This is a genomic window from Shewanella submarina, from assembly GCF_042646185.1.
In the GTDB taxonomy this organism is placed as follows: Bacteria; Pseudomonadota; Gammaproteobacteria; order Enterobacterales; family Shewanellaceae; genus Shewanella; species Shewanella corallii.
Genome location: NZ_JBHRTD010000015.1, coordinates 347355 through 366695, shown reverse-complemented (window position 1 = coordinate 366695; position 19341 = coordinate 347355). Strand labels below are relative to the sequence as shown.

At 51.3% G+C, this 19341-nt stretch carries 19 protein-coding genes; 14 read left to right on the top strand and 5 right to left on the bottom strand.

Annotated elements, in window-relative coordinates:
* Positions 1 to 5: 5 nt before the first annotated feature.
* Positions 6 to 1535, bottom strand: coding sequence for an alpha/beta hydrolase (locus tag ACFOE0_RS13505; RefSeq protein ID WP_248936730.1), 1530 nt, complete (start codon positions 1533 to 1535; stop codon positions 6 to 8).
* 89 nt (positions 1536 to 1624) lie between these two features.
* Here ACFOE0_RS13505 and ACFOE0_RS13500 point away from each other — a divergent pair, with 89 nt between their 5' ends.
* The 8 genes from ACFOE0_RS13500 (at position 1625) to ACFOE0_RS13465 (ending at position 8765) form a co-directional block, all read left to right on the top strand.
* On the top strand, positions 1625 to 2002 hold the full coding sequence (locus ACFOE0_RS13500; RefSeq protein WP_248936731.1) for a GntR family transcriptional regulator: 378 nt from the start codon (positions 1625 to 1627) through the stop codon (positions 2000 to 2002).
* 10 nt (positions 2003 to 2012) lie between these two features.
* Positions 2013 to 2879: an ABC transporter ATP-binding protein gene (locus ACFOE0_RS13495; RefSeq protein WP_248936732.1), complete on the top strand. Its 867-nt coding sequence runs from the start codon at positions 2013 to 2015 to the stop codon at positions 2877 to 2879.
* On the top strand, positions 2876 to 4126 hold the full coding sequence (locus tag ACFOE0_RS13490; RefSeq protein WP_248936733.1) for a hypothetical protein: 1251 nt from the start codon (positions 2876 to 2878) through the stop codon (positions 4124 to 4126). Before ACFOE0_RS13495 ends, ACFOE0_RS13490 begins: the two co-directional genes overlap by 4 nt.
* A 131-nt stretch (positions 4127 to 4257) precedes the next feature.
* A complete protein-coding gene (locus ACFOE0_RS13485; RefSeq protein ID WP_248936734.1) occupies positions 4258 to 6057 on the top strand; it encodes an AMP-dependent synthetase/ligase in 1800 nt (599 codons plus the stop codon).
* 202 nt (positions 6058 to 6259) lie between these two features.
* Positions 6260 to 6949, top strand: a complete 690-nt coding sequence (locus ACFOE0_RS13480) for an aspartate/glutamate racemase family protein (RefSeq protein ID WP_248936735.1) — start codon at positions 6260 to 6262, stop codon at positions 6947 to 6949.
* A 45-nt stretch (positions 6950 to 6994) separates the two neighbouring features.
* On the top strand, positions 6995 to 7786 hold the full coding sequence (locus tag ACFOE0_RS13475; RefSeq protein WP_248936736.1) for a phytanoyl-CoA dioxygenase family protein: 792 nt from the start codon (positions 6995 to 6997) through the stop codon (positions 7784 to 7786).
* A gap of 13 nt (positions 7787 to 7799) precedes the next feature.
* Positions 7800 to 8252, top strand: a complete 453-nt coding sequence (locus ACFOE0_RS13470) for a methyltransferase family protein (protein WP_115136644.1) — start codon at positions 7800 to 7802, stop codon at positions 8250 to 8252.
* Positions 8253 to 8366: 114 nt separating this feature from the next.
* On the top strand, positions 8367 to 8765 hold the full coding sequence (locus tag ACFOE0_RS13465; protein ID WP_248936737.1) for an acyl-CoA thioesterase: 399 nt from the start codon (positions 8367 to 8369) through the stop codon (positions 8763 to 8765).
* Between the two features lie 48 nt (positions 8766 to 8813).
* Here ACFOE0_RS13465 and ACFOE0_RS13460 read toward each other — a convergent pair whose 3' ends face one another.
* Positions 8814 to 9248, bottom strand: coding sequence for an acyl-CoA thioesterase (locus ACFOE0_RS13460; RefSeq protein ID WP_115136642.1), 435 nt, complete (start codon positions 9246 to 9248; stop codon positions 8814 to 8816).
* A 215-nt stretch (positions 9249 to 9463) separates the two neighbouring features.
* Positions 9464 to 10147 (bottom strand): acireductone synthase, encoded by a 684-nt coding sequence (gene mtnC / locus ACFOE0_RS13455; RefSeq protein WP_248936738.1) that lies wholly within the window; start codon positions 10145 to 10147, stop codon positions 9464 to 9466.
* Positions 10148 to 10668: 521 nt separating this feature from the next.
* Between mtnC and ACFOE0_RS13450 the strand changes: the two genes are divergently transcribed.
* A complete protein-coding gene (locus tag ACFOE0_RS13450) occupies positions 10669 to 10989 on the top strand; it encodes a heavy metal-binding domain-containing protein (RefSeq protein ID WP_115136640.1) in 321 nt (106 codons plus the stop codon).
* 79 nt (positions 10990 to 11068) lie between these two features.
* On the opposite strand, the gene ACFOE0_RS13445 is transcribed toward ACFOE0_RS13450, so the two are convergent.
* A complete protein-coding gene (locus ACFOE0_RS13445) occupies positions 11069 to 11692 on the bottom strand; it encodes a hypothetical protein (RefSeq protein WP_248936739.1) in 624 nt (207 codons plus the stop codon).
* A gap of 236 nt (positions 11693 to 11928) precedes the next feature.
* Between ACFOE0_RS13445 and ACFOE0_RS13440 the strand changes: the two genes are divergently transcribed.
* The 4 genes from ACFOE0_RS13440 (at position 11929) to ACFOE0_RS13425 (ending at position 15905) form a co-directional block, all read left to right on the top strand.
* Positions 11929 to 13110 (top strand): alpha/beta hydrolase-fold protein, encoded by a 1182-nt coding sequence (locus ACFOE0_RS13440; RefSeq protein WP_248936740.1) that lies wholly within the window; start codon positions 11929 to 11931, stop codon positions 13108 to 13110.
* Positions 13111 to 13119: 9 nt separating this feature from the next.
* Positions 13120 to 13989, top strand: a complete 870-nt coding sequence (locus ACFOE0_RS13435) for an MBL fold metallo-hydrolase (protein ID WP_248936741.1) — start codon at positions 13120 to 13122, stop codon at positions 13987 to 13989.
* Between the two features lie 120 nt (positions 13990 to 14109).
* Positions 14110 to 14475 (top strand): hypothetical protein, encoded by a 366-nt coding sequence (locus ACFOE0_RS13430; RefSeq protein WP_248936742.1) that lies wholly within the window; start codon positions 14110 to 14112, stop codon positions 14473 to 14475.
* Between the two features lie 278 nt (positions 14476 to 14753).
* Positions 14754 to 15905, top strand: a complete 1152-nt coding sequence (locus ACFOE0_RS13425; protein WP_248936743.1) for an iron-containing alcohol dehydrogenase — start codon at positions 14754 to 14756, stop codon at positions 15903 to 15905.
* Between the two features lie 67 nt (positions 15906 to 15972).
* Here ACFOE0_RS13425 and ACFOE0_RS13420 read toward each other — a convergent pair whose 3' ends face one another.
* Complete coding sequence (locus ACFOE0_RS13420; RefSeq protein ID WP_248937024.1) at positions 15973 to 17151, bottom strand: MerR family transcriptional regulator; 1179 nt, start codon at positions 17149 to 17151, stop codon at positions 15973 to 15975.
* A 280-nt stretch (positions 17152 to 17431) separates the two neighbouring features.
* Here ACFOE0_RS13420 and ACFOE0_RS13415 point away from each other — a divergent pair, with 280 nt between their 5' ends.
* A complete protein-coding gene (locus ACFOE0_RS13415) occupies positions 17432 to 19336 on the top strand; it encodes a methyl-accepting chemotaxis protein (protein WP_248936744.1) in 1905 nt (634 codons plus the stop codon).
* The last annotated feature ends 5 nt before the right edge of the window (positions 19337 to 19341 follow it).

Sequence of the window (19341 nt, the reverse complement as noted above, 5' to 3'; positions counted from 1 at the left end):
GGTGATTACTCCTCGTTGCTGGCGTTGGCCAGGGGTTCGACAGTGTTGGCATTGAGATAAAAGCTGCGGCTGGTATCCCGCTCCATACACTCAGTATCCAGATTTTCCAGTGAGCCATCTTTTACCAGTGTGGCGATAAGCCCATGGGCACAGGTTTGTGAGGCAGTGCCATGGCCGGCATAGGGAGAGACAATGTGCTCAGCATTGGTTAGCTGTACTTTGGCCAGCTCTGCCCAGGAAGGAGGCGTGGCCGGGTCCATCTCACCGGACAGCAACAGAGTTGGAATGTCACTTGTGACAGGCTGGTGGAAGTCAACACTGACAGGGGGTACCTGCCAAATGGTGCAGATCTCTGAGAGAGCCCGCAGCATCTCGCCGCCCACAAAAGTGCGATTGGCGACTTCTGCGGCCTTTTCATCGACAAAGGGAATGTCTTCGCCACAGACCACGCTGGCATGCATCCCCATGGCAATACCTGCACCGTCAGTCGTCAGCGCATACAGTCCCAGAATAGGCTGATAGTTGCCTTTAGCGGCCTGGCTGATGGCGTAGGGCAGCAGGCTACGGGTATTGGGGGCATACAGGGCCATACGAATGGCACTGAGGAACTTGCTGCGGGTCAGTGTCAGGTCGGTCATTTCACCGGCTACCGGGTCATTGACCTGAGTTTGCAGTGGCTCCCTGGCCAGGTGATCACTCACGGTTTCAAGTTCAGCTCTCAGCTCGGGGAAGGCCTGATTACAGGCTTGGTTTTGCTCACAGTCCGACAGCATAATCTCGGTCGCACGGGCAATGGCATCACCGATATAGATAAGGTTTTGTTGCATGGGCACCACGCCATCCAGGGTCACAGTGGCTGTGGTTTCCGGATACTGACGCATATACAGCTGCGCCATGCGGGTGCCGTAGGAGATGCCGTAAACATCCAGTTGCTCATAACCAATGGCTTTGCGAACGGCCTCGAAATCAGTCACGGCGTTGAGGCTGCCATACTGGGTAATATCTGCATTCTGGGCGTCCATACACTCTTTGGTGAGTGCCACCATATCCTGGGCTTCATCATTGATAGCCAGGGCATCGACCGGAGACATATTGTCGCAGGCGAGGATGTTGGAGCTGCCGGTGCCGCGCTGATCGATCAGCAGAATATCTCTGAACTGGCGGGTCTTGGTGAGCAGCTTATCGAAGTAACCAGCGCTCTCAATGGCTGACTGACCGGGACCACCTGCTATCCCCAGCAGTGCTTTACCCGGCTCGGCATTTTTAATGGCCGGTAGAATCACATACTGAATATCAATTTTCCTGCCATCCGGCTTATTTGGATTCTCTGGCACAGTGACAGAACCACAACGCACTTTTTCATCTATACCGTCTACATAACAGCTGTCGGTATTGGCAAAGATATCGGTGGCCTGAGCTGCTGCCATGGTGGCCAGCATCAGGGCACCTGCCTGAAACACCTGTCTCAGCGCCCGGGCGGGGAGGGCAAGTTGACTGCGTAGCCCCTTATTCTCTCTTGATTGTGGATAGCGCATAGCTTGATTTCCTTTTGGCAATCCAGACAAGTCTGTGTTAACTTGAGTGGTGTATCAGTGTATCAATGTATTAATACAGTGTAAGGCTAATGTTAGATTTATTGCGTGTCAACCCCAGCAGTGGTGAACCTATTTATCGCCAGCTCCAGGAGCAGGTGATAAGGCTTATCGTGGGTGGACAGATAGCACCGGGAGATACCCTGCCATCGGTGCGACAGATGGCTGACTTTCTTAAAGTTAATCCCATGACAGTCTCCCGCGCGGTACAGAATCTGGTGGAGCAGGGCTACCTTGAAAGAAGGCGGGGCCAACCCACTCAGGTGGCACAAAGAGAGTTCAGTGAAAAGGGGGAGGGAGCACAGCTGCTTGCCCCACAAGCCGATGCGCTGATAGAGCAGGCTAAGCAGCTGGGTGTGGATTTACCCTCACTGCAGGCCCTGATTAAGTCACGTTGGACGGATTCATAAAGGAAGCGAGATGACAGAGCCGGACACCCCATTGCTGAGTTTTAACAAGATAACCAAGCGATACGGAGATAAGCCGGCGCTGGACGATTTCAGCCTGGAGTTGTTGCCCGGCATGGTGGTGGGGTTACTGGGGCACAATGGTGCAGGTAAATCGACCCTGATGCGCGCAGCCATGGGGATTCTGGATATAGAACGGGGTGAGCTCAAAACCCTGGGTGAGTCTCCTGCCGAGCTGAGCAGCTGTGCCAAAAGCCGTATTGGTTATGTGCCCCAACAGCCTGTTGGTTACGAAGGTTTTACCGTGGCCCAGGCACTTTCACTGCACTCCAGTTTCTATTCTGACTGGGATAAGGAGCTCGAATCCCAATGGTTGGTGCGATTCGGACTGGATAGCAAAGCCCGGGTGCAGCAACTCTCTATCGGGCAGCGGCAGTCACTGGCTTTGATCATGGCCATGGCATACCGGCCAAAACTGCTGTTGCTGGATGAGCCTGTCGCCAGTCTGGACCCCATTTCCCGTCAGGCCTTTATGTCTGATCTGTTTGAGCTGGCACTCGAGTCCGGCTCTGGTGTGCTCTTCTCTACTCATATCACTTCAGATCTGGAACGTGTTGCCAGCCATGTCGCCTTGATACGCCAGGGTAAGCTGGTATTGATGCGGGAGCTGGATCTGCTGCGGGAACAGATAAGATTACTGCATTTCAGCGAAGGAGCTGAGCGCCATCAATTGCCTGAGGGGCTGACTGTACTGGCCCAAAACCGATACTCGATATTGGTGGATGGTTATCAGGGACAGGCTATCAGCGATGCCCAGATAGAGACAGTCAATCTGGAGCGCCTCTATATGGAAATGAACAGAGGGGAAATGGATCTATGAGCAGCTGGACTCAGGGGATGAGTCAGTGGTGGCTCAGAGATGTCAGCTGCAACAGCTTTGTGCAGGCCGCTTCAGTCGGTTGGCTGGTGGGGACTGTATTGCTGATCGCTGGCAAGCCTGAAGGTATGGGCCTTATGTATGCGCTGGCGCTGATCTCGATCTGGGCTGCCGGCGCACTTCAGCTGATCCGTCTGCGGGCGCAGGAGGGACTGCTGCTTATTCCCGGAGCCAGAGAGCACTATTTGCGGCAATTGGCTGTGGTACTTTCCCTGTCGTCTGTGGTGACCCTCCTGGTCCCGGCTGTATTCTACCCGGCGGCATTAAATACCCTGCTGTTGTCTATTTCATTGGCGGCTGTGTTCCTGCTGTACGCAACCCAAACGCCAAGACTGTTTTACGCCTCGTTTTTTCTCTACTTCCTGCTGGTTTTCATCGATGATGTGGTTTCCCTGTTACCCAACTGGATGCCGTCTCTGATCCTGATAGTGTCGCTGGTTATTCTGTGGCGTCATCTGTCCCGGCCTGACGCGCTCAAATGGCACCCTGCGGCCAGTAGTATTACGGTATCGGGCGCCGAAATGGGATGGATGTGGATTCCGGGTGTTACCGATAATTCTTTGGTGATTCGACTGTCCCATAAGCTGTTCCCCCTGAGCTTTTTCAGTGGTCCCATGTTGGGCAGCTTCCTGATGACCTTAGGCCTGGTCGCCCTGCTATTAGGCTGGTTCCTGCCAGTTGTGGATATTAAGTTCCCGGTGGAGTTTGTACTGCTGCAGGGCGCGGGTATCACCTGTATGTTGGTGCACTGGACCCGGGTGCTGAGGCTGCGCAGTCAGGATACTTTGCTGGCCTTACCCGTGTTTGACGGCCGTCGCGGGCTGATGGAGGCCATGTTTCACTCGCAGCTCTGGTTATTACTGCTGCTGGCCATCAACAGTTTGTTGGTGGTGTCTTTGATTGGCCTGGTTTACGGCTTTAACTGGTTTAGTCTGGTGCAGTTGATATTGCTGCAAACTGCTGGCTGCGCTCTGTCTCTGGCTGTGGGTAGTCTCTGTTCTCGCCCGGTCCACCTGACCTGGTTGATGCTTTATCTCATCATCTACTCCGCTCTGGGAGGCATACTCTTCAGAATGTCGCTGGAAGATGCGCTGCCTGCACTCTGGATTGGCTGGCAAATACTGGCGTTGGTACTGGCATTGCTGGCGCTTAAGTGGGCCAGTGGCAAAAGCGTGGTCAGTGCAGCCTGACTCATCGGATGAGTTCAGGTTTCTGTGAGAGGAAGCAAAATTAATCCAAAAAGGCTTAGCTTTCAAAAATTGTTCAGTTAGAATCCGCCCAAAACCGGAACACTTGTAAGCTAAAAGCGGATTTATACCCTATGTCCCTGAGCCAGTACCATGTAATTAAACTTCTTCAGCAGCAGGCCGAGGCTCGCCCCGATGCGACTGCACTGGAGGGATTCGAGCTGTCAGCCCCCTGGGCCAAGGTCAGCTGGCAGGCATTTGCGTCAATCAGTAACAAATTGGCACAAGTGTTAATTTCTTTGGGTGTGGCCGTGCAGGACAGAGTCGTGATTTTGTCCCAGAACGTGCCTCAGTGGACCTGTGCTGACGTGGCAACCTTGAAAGCCCGTGGCATTGTGGTACCTGTGTACCCAACCAGCACCCTGGAGCAGGCTGCTTATATCATTAACGATGCCGAAGCCAAGGTGTTGTTCGTTAACGATGCCGGACAGTACGCCATGGCGCAGCAACTGCTGCACCTGTGTCCAACTCTGACCCATATTGTGGTGTTTGATGCCTCTGTTGAGCTGATCGACACCGAGACACACTTCCATCTGGATAGCCTGTTGGCTTCACCTGAGTGTGATGCTGCCATTGCTGCAGAACTGCAGCAGCGTATTGATGATGCCAATCTGGATGACCTGCTGACCCTGATCTACACCTCAGGTACCACGGGCGATCCCAAGGGCGTAATGCTGGATTACCGCAATATCGCCTCAACGGTGCGTCAGCACGACCTCAAGCTGGCCTTTACCCCTGGCGATGTGTCTTTGGCGTTCCTGCCGCTGTCCCATGTATTTGAGCGTGGCTGGAGCTTCTATGCCCTGTGCCGTGGCGGCCATAACGTTTATTTGAGCGATACCAACAAGGTGAAAGAAGCGATTGCCGCTGTCCGTCCTCACACCATGTGTGTGGTGCCGCGTTTCCTGGAAAAGGTGTACAGCGCGGTAATGGACAAGGTGGGCAAGGCGCCAACCGGACGCCGCAAGCTGTTTAACTGGGCAGTAGCTGTTGGCGCACAGCAGTTTGAAGTGAATCAGGGCCGCACAAAATGTTCAATGATGCAGTCACTGAAAGCTCAGATCGCCAATAAGCTGGTGTTTTCCAAGCTGCGTAATGTGCTCGGCGGTCGCTTGAAGTTTATGCCTTGTGGTGGCGCTGCGCTGGATCCAAAAGTCAGTGCCTTCTTCCAGTCTATCGATGTGCCTGTGCTGTGTGGTTACGGCATGACTGAAACCACCGCTACAGTGACCTGTAATACTCTGGATAATCGCGTACTGGGTTCCAATGGTCAGGTTCTGCCTGAGCTGGAAGTGAAGCTGGGTACAGATAATGAAATTCTGGTGCGTGGCGATACCGTGATGCGCGGCTACTATAAGCGCCCACAGGAAACTGCAGATACCTTCGAAAACGGTTGGTTGAAGACGGGGGATGCCGGTCGTTTGGATGCTCAGGGTAACCTGTACATTACTGACCGTATCAAGGAGCTGATGAAGACCTCCAACGGTAAGTACATCGCGCCGCAGCGTGTTGAAGGTACCGTGGGTTGCTGTCCTTACATTGAGCAGGTGGCCATTGTGGCCGATGCCCGCAACTATGTGACCGCGCTGATTGTGCCTGCGTTTGAGGCGCTGGAATCATGGGCCCGCGAAAAAGGTGTAGCCTATGAGTCGCCAATTGACCTGTTGCGCCACAATCACGTGGTGGAGCACTTTGAGCAGCGCTTGAAGATGATGCAACAAGGCCTGGCTGGCTTCGAGAAAATCAAGAAGTTCACCCTGCTGCCTGAAGCCTTCTCCATGGAAGCGGGTTTGATCACCCCAACCATGAAGTTGCGTCGCAAGATGATCTACCACAAGTACGCCCGCGAAATTAACGCCATGTACAACAACTGATATCTACTTGATCAGAAAAAGGACGCCCCAGGCGTCCTTTTTTGTTTTCCGGAAATTGGTATTTTCAACTGCTGAATTCCATAAAAATCAGTTACTCAAACTGTGATCCTGTCCCCGGTGGAGACAGATGCAGTGTATGCCAAAGGCGGTTATGCTGGGGTATCAGTCTATCTGTACCTACAACTTCGGATAAATAAAACCAATGAAAACTATCGGATTATTGGGGGGCATGAGCTGGGAGTCCACCGCCAGTTACTATGCCATGATCAATCAGGGCGTGAAGCAAGAGCTGGGCGGTTTGCACAGTGCCAAACTGGTGCTGAACAGTGTCGATTTTGCTGAAATTGAAAAGCTGCAGCACGAGGGCAATTGGGCCTGTACCGCCAAGATGCTGACCAAGGCGGCCGTCGGTGTGCAGGCGGCCGGGGCAGATTTTTTGCTGATCTGCACCAACACCATGCACAAAGTCGCGCCCCAGATTGAGTCGGTCATCAATATTCCTTTGCTGCACATTGCCGATGCCACAGCTGATAAATTGCTTGAGAGCGGAATCGACTGTGTCGGTTTATTGGGGACCCGCTTTACCATGGAGCAGGATTTCTATGTCAGCCGTCTTGAGGCCAGGGGGATCAGGGTGTTGGTGCCCGATGAAGCCGGTCGTGAGCGTGTTCATCAGGTGATCTATCAGGAGCTGTGTCAGGGACAGATTTGGGATGATTCCCGTAATGACTATCTGGCGATTATGGACAAGCTGGTAGAGCAGGGGGCTCAGGGAATTATTCTGGGCTGCACTGAGATTGGCCTGCTGGTTAAACAGTCCGATACCCAAACACCTCTGTTTGATACTACTGCCATCCACGCCGAAGCCGCGGTGAAGCTGGCACTGAGTTAACCTCCTTTGTTAGGCTGATATTTAATCCCTCTACTGAGATGATGAATGTCAGCCTTATCTTCGATCGACTTCTCCGGGTTCCAACGGCAAGGCTTTCAGCGTCTTGAGGCCTGTATTTCACAGTCGCAACTGAATGTTTTAAGACAGGTGGCACAGGCTTTTCACGTCAATTGGGAAAGGGATAATCTCGACTTTTACCAGTCCCGGGCGGTTAACAGCGCCTACCTGACCGCCCCTGATTATCTCGATAACACCCAAAGGGAGCTGCTGTTTCAGTTCATCGGAAGCCAGCTGATAAAGGATGTTATCTCGCCGCTGTTTGCTGATTGTTGCGGCTTTCTCAATACTCAGTTGTTCTTTAACCCGGTCAATCCAGATCAGCGCAATTACTGGCACCGGGATTGTCAGTATCATCTGTCGCTGGCGCAGCAACAGGCGGCGCTGACCGGCCCGCTGGGGTTGCATTTGCGACTGGCGTTATACGATGAACCCGGGCTGGAATTTATCCCCGGCTCCCACAAACGCTGGGATACTGAGATGCAGCTGGATGTGCGTCTTAGTCAGGCGGGTCATACTCCCAGTGATGAATTACCCGGTGGGATGCTGGTTCCTTTGCAGGCCGGTGACATGCTGCTGTTTGACGCCAATATGATTCACCGTGGCCTTTACGGCATGGACAGACTGGCGCTGGATATTTTGTTTTGTGATCCTGTGCCTGAGCTGCTGCAGTTTGCACGGGAAGATTGTTTGCCTGATACCCGCACCCTGGAAAGCCTGGTCTGGCCTGACGCTTTTACAGTTACTGCTAACATGCTGAAAAACTGCGGTAATAACTAAAAAGGATTTTGATATGGCGCTGAAAATACCCCCTTTACTGCTGGTGCTACTGTTTGCCCTGGCAGGGTGGTTGCTGACCTGGTTTGGACTGGGGTGGCACTGGGATATGCCATTGCGTCTGGGCTGGCTGATTGGGTGGGGACTTGGTGGCTTGCTGTTCGCATTTGCCGGAGTACTGTCGTTTCGTCGCGGCAATACCACGGTTGATCCTACCCGGCCTGATAAGGCGTCAAAACTGATTAATGGCGGTATCTATCAACGCACACGTAATCCTATGTATGTTGGCTTTGCCAGTGCTCTGGTCGGTTGGGGCGGATATCTGACAGACCCGTTGGCATTGTTGCTGGTGCCTGTGTTCATCTGGTATCTGACCGAGTTTCAAATCAAGCCTGAAGAGCAAGCACTGACAGAGCTGTTTGGCGAAGAGTATCAGGATTACTGCCATCAGGTGAGACGCTGGCTGTAGAGGTTTACAGTGAAGCAAATGCCAGTCATGCAGCCCGGCTTAACGACTTGAACAACTCGCTGTATATTGCAGTCGCACATCATCCAAAATCATAACAGCAAGGACAGGCATGCCATGACGGCTTTTAGTTTGGAACTCAACCCAAGATTCAACGAAACCGACGCCCTTGGGCACATCAACAACACAGTGATCCCTGGTTGGTTTGAGGCCGGTCGAACGCCGGTATTTGAGATCTTTAATCCACAACTGAACCTGCAACAGTGGAACCTGATCGTCGCTGGTTACAACATCAGCTTTAAAGCCCCTACTTTTTACGGTTCAAGCGTGACCATCACCACTGAAGTGGCCCGTATTGGTAATGCCAGTTTTGACCTGCGTCAGCGCTGTTGGCAAGGAGGGAAGATGACTGCTGAGGCAATTACCACCATGGTGCATTACAACTATACCGACGAGCGAAGTGAGCCGATTCCAGACAGTGTTAAGGCTGAACTGGAACAGCATTTGATTGCATAGCAAAAAGACCCGCCAACGCGGGTCTTTTTTGGCATCTTTAGAGGGAAGTTAAGCCTTGTCGCGACAGTGCTGTTGCAGTACTTCCAGTACATGATCAGGCAGTGCCGCTTTTTGCCCCGTTTTAAAGTTAAACATCACCACCTTTGCACTGCCTGTGGTGGTCACAGCCTGCTGCGCTTTGCTGAAAGCTTCGTAATGCATCACAAACCTGTCTTCCTGAATATCTGTGATATAAGCACCAATAATCAGGGTGTCCGGAAAGGTGACCGGACGCTTGTATTTGGCTGTGGTTTCGCTCAATACCGGGCCAGTACTCTTATCCTGCAGCATGGAAATCAGTCCGGTTTGACGTAGAAAATCGATACGTGCGGTTTCAAAGTAGCGGAAGTAAGCGACATTATTGACGTGTTGCAGGGCATCCATCTCGCCCCAGGCAACCGGGATTTCAGTGTGGACCGGGTACTGCTTGATAAAGTCTTCCATGTGCGGGACATCCTTGAAAATTCGGTTGTTAAACGCTCGTTTGAAAGCCAGAGTAGCAGTCGGGCAAAAAAGCGGCAAGCCTGTTTGTTTCCGTGCCGCCTGGCTCAGACTGCGGAGTAGCAAACCGCTGAAAACAAAAAGGAGACCCTGTGGTCTCCTTATCGGTATTGGCGATGACTATTTATCAAAACTAATCAATCAATAGCTTTTTGAGCCTATTGATCGAAGTTCAGCTCATCAAAACTGCTTACTGTGTTGAAATCACCTGTGCGTACGCCTTCTTCCCGTACCATCTGACAAACCTGCAGCCCGGCAGCTGAAGCAGCCTTCAGCTCTTCCAGCAGATCCGATACAAACAGGACCTGTTTGGCTTTCAGACTGATGGTGTTGAGTATGTTCAGGTAGGCCTGCTTATCCAGCTTGCTGCCGGTACGGGTATCAAAATGGCCGTTGAACATTGGGTTCAGGTCACCACCATCGCTGTGACCAAACAACATGGCCTGCGCTTCGGCAGAGCCTGAAGAAAAGCTGTAAACCCGGATGTTCTGGTTGGTGTAACGGCTGATTGCCTCAATAAAATCCGGGTAGATATGACCTTTAAACTCACCTTTGGCATAACCCTCTTTCCAGATCATTCCCTGCAGCGCCTTCAGCGGTGTGGCTTTGCGATCTTCGGCAACCCACTGCTGCAGAATTTCTGTGACCCTTTCCAGTGAGGCATCAGCTTCCAGCGCGATGTCGCGAACATCACATATGCAGTTATCGACCAACATATTGTTTTGGTTGCGCTCGAGAAATTCCGGCAGTGCCTTGACCGAATAAGGGAAGAGGACATTGTGAATAAAGTCCAGGTCTGTAGTGGTACCTGCAGTATCCACGACTATGGCTCTGATACCCATATGATTGTTACTCCATCATAGCTTGCTGTTTTATAGGTAAGTGAGCGACGCATATGCTGCCCGGCCACACTTACCCGGAACTTCCTTAGAGGCAGGAACTACCCGATCCTAAAGTGAATTAGCTGTTTTGACCAGCGTTTCCCAGCATGAAAAAGGAGCAAAAGCGAATGATTTTTTACCATTTTCCTGCAGCATTCCGGGGCGTCTGGTGCTAGGGTCTGTTGACCTTTCATGGTTGAATTTTGCTCGAGATAGACGCGCTTTAATCGCGACGCAAGGTGTGACGCCTAGTGGGCCTAAGCAAATACCTTGCAACAAAGAGTAAAGCGCTTATAGCCGAGCCCTTCGGGCAGCGTTTGTCGTCGCTTTCTACTGCATTAACGCTCATTTATGTAGAACAACTACACCACAATCGCGTTACTTTGTATAAAACAACGACAAAGAGCTGCAAAAACCATCTTCAAAGGTCAACAGACCCTGGTTTTTTTGATTGTACCCATCTGGATGAAAAGGAGCTGAAAATGATAATAACCACTACCCCATCAGTAGAGGGCAGACGTATTACCGCATACCGAGGTGTGGTTGCCGGAGAGGCTATCCTCGGCGCCAACCTGTTCAAAGATATGTTTGCCGGGATCCGGGACCTGGTGGGCGGTCGCTCCGGTACATATGAGCGGGAACTGCAAAAAGCCCGTGAAATTGCGCTGCAGGAGTTACAGCAAAGGGCTGCTGAGCTGGGGGCTAATGCCGTTGTGGGGGTCGACCTGGACTATGAGGTAATGGGCCAGGCCAACGGTATGTTAATGGTGTCCGCCTCAGGTACGGCAGTTGTGGTGGAGTAGGCCCTGGTTTGCGGCCAGAGCAGGTTCAGTTTTAATGGCCGGCCAGAGCCAATATAGCCTGCTTTGAAATGGCTGACTGTTAAGAGACTGGTTTGCCTCTTAGCGTGCGCACCATCCAGTAGAGAGTGGTCAATACTAGCGCGAGCACTGGCAGCCATAACCAACCTCCCCGCAGTATTTCGGGAAACACCGGCTGCGCCAGAAACGCCATTAACGACAGGATCAGCGCAGTACACATGCGCCACAAATGGCGGGTGATACGCATTGCGTGGTGTCCACCACCACGCAGCAGTCGGCGCAGATCTCCCATCGCCGCCAGTGAAGCCACAGTGCCGAAAATAAGGAACATTTCGCTGGGTATATCTTTACCCGGTTTTACGCCTTCCAGCCCAAGAGTGATCAGCCCCAGCGCCAGGGTGGCACCGATCACCAGAATGACCACATCACTCCAGCCGGTATGACCCAAAGGCTTGCGCACGGTTTGCCAGCCACTGATGGCCAGATAGCCACTGAACACACCCATTACCGGCCAGTTGCCCTGATTAATATCCATAATGATGGCGCTGCTGGCAGTGAGCAGCATGGCGAGGGTAAATATCCGACCAAGATTACGGTGCAGCGGGCTGCCCTTGGCCGAAAACAGGGCGCCAAAGCCGCAAGCCAGCACCAGAGTACCGGCGAGAATATGTAGTGTCAGTGTCATGGTAGAGCTCCCCAATATGTGCGCAGCTTATCGGGTATCAATAATCATGCCATTGGCTAAGTTATTGAATCTGTGGGTTTACAAAATTTCACCCGCTGAAGATGTTGGGCGTTTTCCCCAACAGTCAGGTTATTTCGCTAACTGGTTGTTATTTCGTCGCCCCTTGGTTAGCTTGAGGGCTGCCCACTAAAAAAGCAAAAGCTGAAAAGCTGCTGCTAACGATAAAGGACATACAAATGAACAGGATGTTTTGCGTTGCCATCAGTTTGATACTGGTTCTGGTTAGTGCGCCGGTACTGGCCGATAAGGGAATCGTTACTGAATCTCTCTCCATTGAATCTCCCCTGCTTGGTGATGAGCCCGCGGTGTTTACCGTGACCCTGCCAGAGGGCTTTGATGCGGATTCTGAAAAAGGTTATGTAGTGATGTTTGAACAGCATCCTGCTGCTCAAGCATTGCTTGCGGGTATGCACCACTGGATGGGCCACAATGGTGGCTGGCCCTGGCTGCATACCATAGTGGTGACAGCTCCGGACGGACATCAAGGTCTGGGTAAGTTGAAAGGGGACGCCATAGAACTGGAGGGCAACACGGCGTTGCTGGATTTCTATCAAGAGTCACTGTTGCCAGCCATTGACCAAAAATATCCCACCAATGGCTTTCGCATTATGAATGGCTTTACCGGTAATGCCGGTCTGGTGCTTTACACCTTACTCAACCGGCCTGAGCTGTTTAATGCCTATATTGCCGCAAGTCCGGTATTGAGTAAGGACTTTGCTTATGTGCTGAAAGAGGGGGAGCAAAACCTTAAGCGCATTGCGCCGGCATTAGCCAAACAATCGGTATTTCTGCAGATATCCACCAGTGACAGTGAATATGAGCAGGGACAACTTGAGAGCTATGCGCAACTGGAAGCCATGCTTAAGGCCCATGCTCCCAAAGGGCTTAACTGGCGCAGCCAACGTTTTGATGGCAGTTATTACATGACCCAACCCGTGCTGGCCACGGCCCATGGCATTGAGTTTATTTTTAATGATATCCATCAGCCTCTGGCCGCAGATTCTGCCGTCAGTCAGCAGGGTGTTGAGGCAATCGTGAAGCATTACCAACATCTGTCACAGCAGGTTTATGGTTTTAAGGTCTCGCCTTCTTCGTCCCTGATCGCGTTGGCCAAGTCTAACGATAATCCCACAGTGCAGCTGAAGGTCTATGCCGACAGTATTAACGCTGAGCCTGATTATCACTACCTTAGATTTAACTACGCTACGGCTCTGGCAGCTCAGGGGCAGTTGGAGGAAGCCAGGATTCAGCTGAATAAGGCCGAAAGTTTGACTGAGCATCCTTTCTGGCTGAACAAGTACCAGGGGGCGTTGACCAAACTGGCCGGGGCCAACACAGGTGAGCGGATAAAACTATAGGGGCAGGATATGAACACAGCGCTGAAATTGGCAGCCATAGCACTGGCGTTATTGATACCGGGTGAGACCTTAGCTCATGGGCATGACAGGTTTGCCAAAGTAGAGATTGTCGCTCAGGAGCTTAAGCCCGGCATCTATATGCTGACTGGCTCAGGTGGCAATATTGGGGTCAGTGCCGGTGAAGATGGAGTCTTGATTATCGACGACCAATTCGCGCCATTGGCGGAGAAAATCCAGGCTGCGCTTAACAAACTCGCACCAAACAAAAAGATTGCCAAGCCAAAGTTCATAATCAACACCCATTACCACGGCGATCATGTGGGGGGAAATACCCACTTTGGTCAGGATGGCACCATTATGGCTCATGACAATGTCTATCGCCGCCTCAGTACAGATGGCAAAACATCTGCCGCGGCTTTGCCTGTGGTGACCTGGGATGAAGGCATCAATCTGTACTTTAACGATGACAAGCTCAGAGTGATGCATATGGGCACAGGTCACACCGACGGTGATTCAGTGGTGTATTGGGATTCGGGTAATGTGGTGCATATGGGCGATCTCTTCTTTAATGGCATGTTTCCCTATGTTGACCTTAACGCTGGTGGCAGCGTGCAGAGTTATCTGGACTCAGTAAATCAGGTGATTGCCTCTGTGGATGAAAACACGCAAATCATTCCCGGCCATGGTCCGCTGGCCAGCAAGGCGGACTTAAAGGCGTTTGCCGATATGATTGCCGCCAGTATTGAATGGGCCGATACTCAAAAAGCGGCGGGGAAAACCCTGGAGCAAATGAAAGCTGAGGGCATGCCTGCAGAGTTCGAGCGTTGGAACTGGCGCTTTATTACCGAAGAGAAGTGGATCGACACCCTGTATCAGTAGTTTTACAGTTTGTTGTGCTGTCGGGTGTGGCTGTGTCGGCGAAATGTAGCGACATTGTGAATAGAGGACGTTACCTTAAGTTGGCGCAATAAGCGTCAACAAGAATTAAGAGGAAACGTTTTGAAAAGCATATCCAAAGTACTGGCGGGTTCCCTCCTGCTGGCTGCGGCATTGCCTGCGGCGGCCACTGACAGAAATCCCGGCGTTCAATGTGTTGATGGACAATATATCAGTCAGATTGATTTTGGCTATATCACCAACATTCAGGGCGGTCCTGACTGGGCCAACGCCGTTGTGGTGCACTTTGCCAATGGCACTGTCCTGCCGGTGAATGTCCATTACAACCATAACGACGCTGGAGGTCGCAATATTATCGAGGCGCTGAGAATGGCCTTTACCACACGCAGCCCGGTTTCCGTCTGGGACCACGATCATAACAACTGTGATGACTTTGATATGGTGCGTGTCGTCAGCTCAACCTTCTGAAGAAATGCGGCAGCTCCCTAAAGCGGAGTCTTTGCACACAGGGATGTGTTGCTGTTAGTTATTTCCCGCCTTTTATTCTTCTGTTATTTCCTCAACTCAGGTGGCAGTTATCCCTATCTGTATTCTGTACTCTTATTATTGCAGTATGGTAATAGTCATTTTGATTTTCACGTATTGTTACTTTTGGTGGCGGAATTAAACTATGCCTCATTCCTTGAGAGTGGTCTTCATTCTCGAGCTCAAATCTTTCTAGTTTTATGATTTTTATGGAGATTGTTATGAGCAGCGTATTTTATATGCCCCCTGTAACCCTGATGGGTCAAAACGCTATTCTTTCCCTGGGCGCTGAGCTGGCTGCCAAAGAGCTGACCAAAGCTTTGATTGTTACCGATAAGGTATTGGTTGAAATTGGTCTGGTGAACCGCCTGACCGAACAACTGAGTCAACACGGTATTGGCTTCGCTATCTATGACGGTGTTAAGCCAAACCCAACCGAAAAGAACATTGAAGATGGCCTGAATATGCTGGCGGAGCAGGGCTGTGACTTTGTTATCTCCTTTGGTGGTGGTTCATCCCACGATGCGGCCAAAGGTATCGCTCTGGTTGCTGCCAACGGCGGTCATATCCGCGATTACTCCAAGGGTGTCCATCTGTCCCGTAAGCCACAGTTACCTTTGGTTACGGTAAACACTACTGCCGGTACAGCTTCAGAGATGACGGTATTCGCGATCATCACCAACGAAGCTGATGAAACCAAATATCCTGTGGTTGATAAGCACTTTACCCCAATCATTGCGGTGAATGACTCTGAACTTATGGTTGCCATGCCAAAGTTCCTGACTGCTGCAACCGGTATGGATGCTTTGACTCACGCGGTAGAAGCCTATGTATCTACTGCGGCAACGCCGATTACTGATGCCTCAGCAATTAAAGCCATTGAATTGATTTCCCGTAATCTGGAAACCGCGGTAAACAATGGTGAAGACCGTCAGGCCCGTGATGCCATGCAGTATGGTGAATATCTGGCGGGTATGGCCTTCTCCAACGCCTCTTTGGGTTATGTGCACTCAATGGCACACCAGCTTGGCGGTGTATACGACCTGGTGCATGGTCTGTGTAACGCAATTCTGCTGCCGGAAGTCTCCCGCTTTAATGCGAAAGTCACTCCCGAACGCTTTGTGGATATTGCCAAAGCCATGGGCGTTGATACTGCGGAAATGACTCAGGAGCAGGCGATTGAAGCTGGTATCCAGGCCATTACAGAGCTGTCTGAAAAAGTTGGTACTGCACAACATTTGGCAGATCTGGGTGTGAAAGAAGAGAAACTGGCCTTTATGGCACAAAACGCTCTGGACGATGCGTGTTCTCTGACCAACCCTCGTAAAGCGAGCCTGGAAGAGATTATCGAAATCTACCGCGCCTGCCTGTAAAGCTTTACCCAACCTAACCTAATCTGCTGACAAAAAAGCCCGCATAATGCGGGCTTTTTTATCAGGCTTAGACCGAGCTTTTTCGCAGAATAAAGAACTGATATCCAAACTCGTTCAAATAGCTGTGATACATCCCTACTTCCTTCTCAATGGCAGCCAGTGCCGCTGATTCCGGCATCTCTGGCCTTAACTCCTTTACTCTGGCTTCCAGTGGCTCAAAGTAAGCACGCCAGGAGTCGTGACTCAAAGCGAATGTGTCCAGCAACTCATAGCCTGCAGCTTCAGCCTGTTCAATACGTGTGGCGACACTGCTCATATCCGGGTAATCCTGCTTCCAGAACGTCTGGCTTGCTTCGCTGGGAGAGTCTGTCAGCCACACCAGATCACTGAGTACCAGAATGCCATCGTCAGTCAGCAAAGGCCGCCACTGCTGCAGAGCTTTTTCTACCCCCATAATATAGGCACAGCCTTCGGCCCAGAGAGTATCGAAGCTGGCGGGTGGGAATGGCATATCAGTCATGTCCCCATTCACTGTGGTGATGCGTTCGGCGAAGCCTGCTTCGGTGGCCAGTTGCTGCAAACGTGCCAGCGCAGTGTCTTCGTTATCCAGTGCCGTTATCTCAGCTTGAGTGCTCGCCGCCAGTATGCGGGTTGCCAGGCCTTTGCCACTGCCGATCTCCAGCAACTTTTTCGGAGCATGGGGTACAGCGGCCAGCGCTTTGCGGGTATCGGATTCACTGCCGGGGCCCCAGCGGTCCAGCGTCTCGAATACCTTCATAAAGTCGGCCATATACTGTTCGTGTTCATTCATATCTTTGGATATCCACTTGAGTCTTAAGGCTTCTTTGTGTGTGAAGCCCTGTTTCATTAACCAATCCAGATGCGCATCCGGCGCGACTTCGTCCACTGACTTATGCCACTCCTTGAGATTTCCCTGTCCCAGCAGGGCGGCCAGCAGGTCTCTTGAGGCCTGTTTTTGTGCAATCTCCTCATCAAGCGCATTCAGCCTTTGTTGCAGCAGTTGCCTGTCCACCTTGGCTTCAAGGCAGGCCTGACACTCTTTTAATGTCAGACCGCCGGCCTGAAGTTTCAGCATCAGCCGTAATCTTTGCAGGTCCTTGTCTGAGTAGACCCGGTAGCCATTGTTCAGGCGTTTGCCTTTTATCAACCCCTGCTTTTCGTAATAGAGCAGGGTTGAGCGGGAAAGACCCACGGCGTTTGCCAGTTCGCTGATGCGGTAATAAATCACGAGCTTTCCTTGTTGTTGGCCAAAGGCTGGGAATTAACTGCCCGAAGGCGTTCGTCGTTATGTTGGAAAGATAAACTATGAAGCTGTAGACAGGTCAATGCCGGATTGAACTATTTGATATACGCGTCCCGTGGCTGATGGAGGAGTAAACGCCAGCTTTATTGAATTCTAAAGTACTGAGACTATGCTTAGGTTTCCTGACTGATACAACAAAGTATCGTTTTGTCAGTGACTTCGAATGGATGCGTTGTCCCGGATAAGGAATTAGGGAGTACCTATGCGAGTTGCTTTGCCTCAAACCATCAAAGGTAAGCTGACCAGTGTGGTCGTTGCCATTTTAGTGTCAGTGATTGGGTTTGCCATTATCTTTCAGCGCTCATTTTCTGAGTTGGCCACTCTGGATAGCGCCTCCTCAGAGATTTTGCAAAGTCAGACCTCTACCTTGATGCTCAGACGTCACGAGAAAGATTTTATGGCGCGTCATGACGTCAAATATCAGGAAAAATTTCAGAAAGATTACCAGCAACTGGTGCAGCGCTTGACTGAAGCTAAAGCCAAGTTGGTCGATCTCGATATGAATGGTGACACCATCATTGAGACAACCCTGAGCCGTTTGAACAGATACCAGCAGGACTTTAATGCACTGGTAGACAAGCGAACAGTGATAGGTATGGCCAAAGACGACGGTTTGATGGGGGATGTCAGAGCCGCTTCTCATCGTATTGAGACCGATGTTCAGAGCGCCTTAAATACTGAAATTTACAGCAATCTGTTGATGTTACGCCGTCATGAGAAAGACTTCCTGCTGCGCTCTGACCCTAAGTATGTAGAGAGGTTTAATGAGCAGGTAGTGAAAACCCAGGCGATGATTGAGCAGAGCAATACTCCCCTCAACAGACAGCTGAGCATGACAGCTGATCTTGAAGATTATCAGCAAAAATTCAATGCGTTGGCGCAGAGCCTCCAGGAGTATGGATTAACACCTGCAGAAGGGCTGCATGGTAGTTTACGGGCCTCGGTGCAGGCAGCTGAAAAGCAGATGCAAACCCTGAGTACAGAGCTTCTGGGCGCGATTGATGCCCGTGAGTCAGCTTTGACTATGCGCCTGTCGTTGGTTGGTGGCGTGTTGGCGCTGCTGCTTTGCTCTGCGTTGTGGCTGATAAGTCGTGCCATTACCCTCAAGGTCGCAGTTGCCAATAATCTGATGAAGAAAATTGCCGAAGGGGACAGCTCATTACAAGTACGTATGGAGCTGAAGGGCAATGATGAACTCTCTGAGTTGGCAGGTCATTTCAACAATTTCATTGCTAATTTGCAGATGACGATGGAGAAGATTGTCAGCATCTCTACAGAGCTTTCCACTAACGCCAAGCAGGGATTGACTATGGCGAAAGACACTTCAAGCAATGCTGAACAACAGCGGCAGGAGTCCGAGCAGGTTTCTGCGGCGATGAATGAGATGACCGCTACCAGTCGTGAGATCGCACAAAGCGTACTGACAGCAGCCAATATTGCTCAGGAGTTGCAGGATTCAGCCCGCATAGGGGAACAGGTCAATGCGGATACTTCACAGCAGATTAGCGAGTTGGACGACAGCATGAGGCTGGCCAGCGACAACATTGACAAGCTCAATGCTGAAAGTACCCGCATAGGTTCCGTTATTGATGTTATCCGCAATATTACAGAGCAAACCAACCTGCTGGCCTTGAATGCGGCCATTGAGGCCGCTCGGGCCGGAGAGCAGGGACGGGGCTTTGCTGTGGTGGCAGATCAGGTGCGGGAGCTGGCGCTGAAAACCCATCAATCGACCGACGAAATTACCAAAATTATCGGGCAGCTGCGACTCGATGTCGGCCAGAGTGTTTCTTTGATTGCCGATTCCAACAACCTGGCCAAGACCTGTGTGCAGAAGGCCCGGGATGGTGCGGATTCGATGGCAAGGATAGTGGCTCAGATAGAGGATATTGCGCAGCAAAATATGATGATAGCCACGGCATCTGAAGAGCAAACGACAGTCACAGAGAGTGTTGAGATTAATATCCTTGCGATCTCAGACCTGGCGGAGAACACGGCTGTAGCAGCACAAAACTCCAGAACATCAACTCATTCTATTGAGCAACTGGCCAGTGAGCTTGATGGTTTGGTTGGCAAATTTACCGGTCGTCCAGGACTGGCAGGTTAAGATTC